The sequence below is a fragment of the Paraburkholderia sp. SIMBA_054 genome (assembly GCF_046534875.1).
Taxonomy (GTDB): domain Bacteria; phylum Pseudomonadota; class Gammaproteobacteria; order Burkholderiales; family Burkholderiaceae; genus Paraburkholderia; species Paraburkholderia hospita.
The window spans coordinates 1-2,369 of sequence record NZ_JAWRXV010000150.1 but is presented as its reverse complement, the minus strand read 5'-3'; the positions used below and the strand labels follow the sequence as shown (position 1 = coordinate 2,369).

The window sequence follows — 2,369 nt, the reverse complement described above, 5'->3', positions numbered from 1 at the left end:
GCAGCAGATTGGCGTTGATCCCGTGCTCTTGCGCCATGCGCGCCACCGAGACGCCCGGGCGTAACGCCGCCTCGATCAATGCCCGTTTGCCATTTTCATCGTAGCGGCGACGGCCGTCGCTGCTTTGCCGAACTACTCTCAGCTCTGAGTCTTTGTCAGCCATAGGTGTCCACCTCACAAATAGGTGGACACCTATGCTCCTCGCTCAGAGTGCTGTTGGGTAGACGTCGATAGTGGATCGCTTACGCTGTTTCCCAGCCCACTCGGAGAGCCTGCTTGATGCAGTTTGAAACGCTTCGCTCTGGAAAGCGCCGGCTAGCACATCAGCTAGCGCCATCTCCTTTCTATCCGCCGCCCTCGCAATGTGTCGGCAGAACTCAGCCACCAGTATGCCGGTGTCTCGATACGCGTCGGCCAGCGGCTGCGTAAATTCCAGCCACTTGAACCAAGGAAATTCCTTCTCATGTGCCACGCAGCCTGCCGCCTTGCACAGGCGCAGCGCTAACCCCAGTGCCTGTTCAAGCGGCGGGCCATCGACCTCGTTCAACTCTTTATCTACGGAATACATGCGATAGTGCGGGTCGTCAGCGAAAACAACCCGACTGCGGCCGGAGGCCAGTCCAGCAAGTAAGGGTGCGATCGCAGTGTCGCGCTTATCGAAGTCAAGAAGCACATCCTTCACGGTCACGGGGATTGCGGCCGAGATCGCCTTTCCTAGCCCGAGGAGGTCGCTCTCTTCCGCAGGCGCTCGTAGCAGCGCAAACCCAAGATATGCCGGACCGTGCCGGAGACTTGCCAGGAAAATGGGAGACTCTTCCCATGACGTCGCCTGAAACGCCAGCCCACCGCCTTTGCGCAGATGAATCTGCGTGCATTGTTCTATCCGGAGGTACGCGTCATGCTCTGTGCCATAGTAGGTACGCGGCCCTTCCGCAGCGTTCCGTCTTCGTTGGTGGGCTTTCAGTTCGCCGGCTGTAAAGGACGGTAACCTTCTTCTCCTGACCATGACCAGCGCCTCCGTCGACGATGCACTGTCGGTATCATACCGACATCGGAGGACGCGACCATGCGACTAGGCAAACCCACAAAGGCAGCGTTACCACTCGAGCAGGCCGTAGTTGAAGCCGAGCAAATAATGCGGGCAAGTCGGACCGGTGCTGCCTACGGTATCGCCTACACCCTCGACTGGTTAAGCCGAGACTGCGGGGTCTCCTTGAGGGCTGTCGCGCCCGCTCTAAGCCGTGAGATGAAGGCTAACCTCATAACCCTTTACGGTCTTTACAGACCGCTGCGGGACGCGGCGCTAGCGGATTTTTGGGGCGCTCACAGGGCCGCGCTCGACAGCATCCTGGCCAGCCAGGAACTATCTGCCGAAGATGAGGTAAGTATTCAGTCCGACGGGGGGGGTCTCGTAGGCGTCATCGTCAAAATCGAATCTCACTGGACGAACGATGGCAAAGTCGCACACGTCAACGTCATCCTTAATGACGCAGGTGGTGAACAGGTCGGCATTACCCGTCTCGTCGAAAATGGATTGATACAGGGAATAAAGAAGACCGGCAGGTCCCATCCGCGTGCAACGTTGGCGCGGCTTCCATGGTATCTGGAAGCAGACAACGGGTTCGACTTTGACGATTGGTCCGGAGCAGAAATCGCCGACTTCATTGGGAGTGAACTCACAGGAAGAAGCAAAGCAGCCCAACAGATGCGACTGGACGCGGCGACACTACTCTTCCGGCCGTGGGAGACTGACGATGATGACGACACCGGACCCTTTGACCCAGCACGAGGTCACCTCGCGATGAAGCTCGGCATACCCCTTTATGTTAATGCCACCAAACTCGAAAAGCTGGCGTGGTCCGTCGCAGGGAAGGTTTACGACGAAGGGCTGCGGCTGCATAAGTTCGTCTCAAATCCAAACAACGATGATTGATTGACGCCCCCGGGAGCTGGTCTTGGCTTGTTGTGTTTGCTGCCTCACTTCCACTGCCAACGACCGGGGACCGCCGATCCGGGCTGCTGCTTAGGTTACATTAGGTTACGCGAGTGGGATCCGCTATTATTTAAGAGCGCCCGGAGCGCTGAACCGACTGAGGCTGGAGTGCTCCCCCGGTTAGCGAGGCCATCCCTACCGGATCCCGTGCTTGGCCACGTCGCTGATTGATTGCACTGCCTTGCAAGCCCCCTTTCCCCCCTTGATTCTCAGGCGAGCCGGGCCGGTCGACAAAATTCGACCTGACCACCCCGCGGGCGGCACACCATTCAGGGCACCGTATGCGACCCCTGTTGTATGGTAAGCGCCCGGCAAAGGCATCCCTGGGCGTAAATTGCCGTCAATCAAGTCGCGGCAGGTGCCCAGCGATGCGGTA

At 58.5% G+C, this 2,369-nt stretch carries 3 protein-coding genes; 1 reads left to right on the top strand and 2 read right to left on the bottom strand.

Translation table 11 applies throughout. The features are described from left to right. Both SB822_RS54375 and SB822_RS54370 read right to left on the bottom strand, forming a co-directional pair. A partial coding sequence (locus SB822_RS54375) for a transposase (RefSeq protein ID WP_410858756.1) occupies nt 1-163 on the bottom strand: 163 nt, incomplete at its 3' end. Between the two features lie 42 nt (nt 164-205). After that, on the bottom strand, nt 206-1,006 hold the full coding sequence (locus tag SB822_RS54370; RefSeq protein ID WP_410858755.1) for a hypothetical protein: 801 nt from the start codon (nt 1,004-1,006) through the stop codon (nt 206-208). A gap of 60 nt (nt 1,007-1,066) precedes the next feature. Between SB822_RS54370 and SB822_RS54365 the strand changes: the two genes are divergently transcribed. After that, entirely contained in the window at nt 1,067-1,933 is an 867-nt protein-coding gene (locus tag SB822_RS54365; protein WP_410858754.1) for a hypothetical protein, read from the top strand. Nucleotides 1,934-2,369 lie beyond the last annotated feature (436 nt).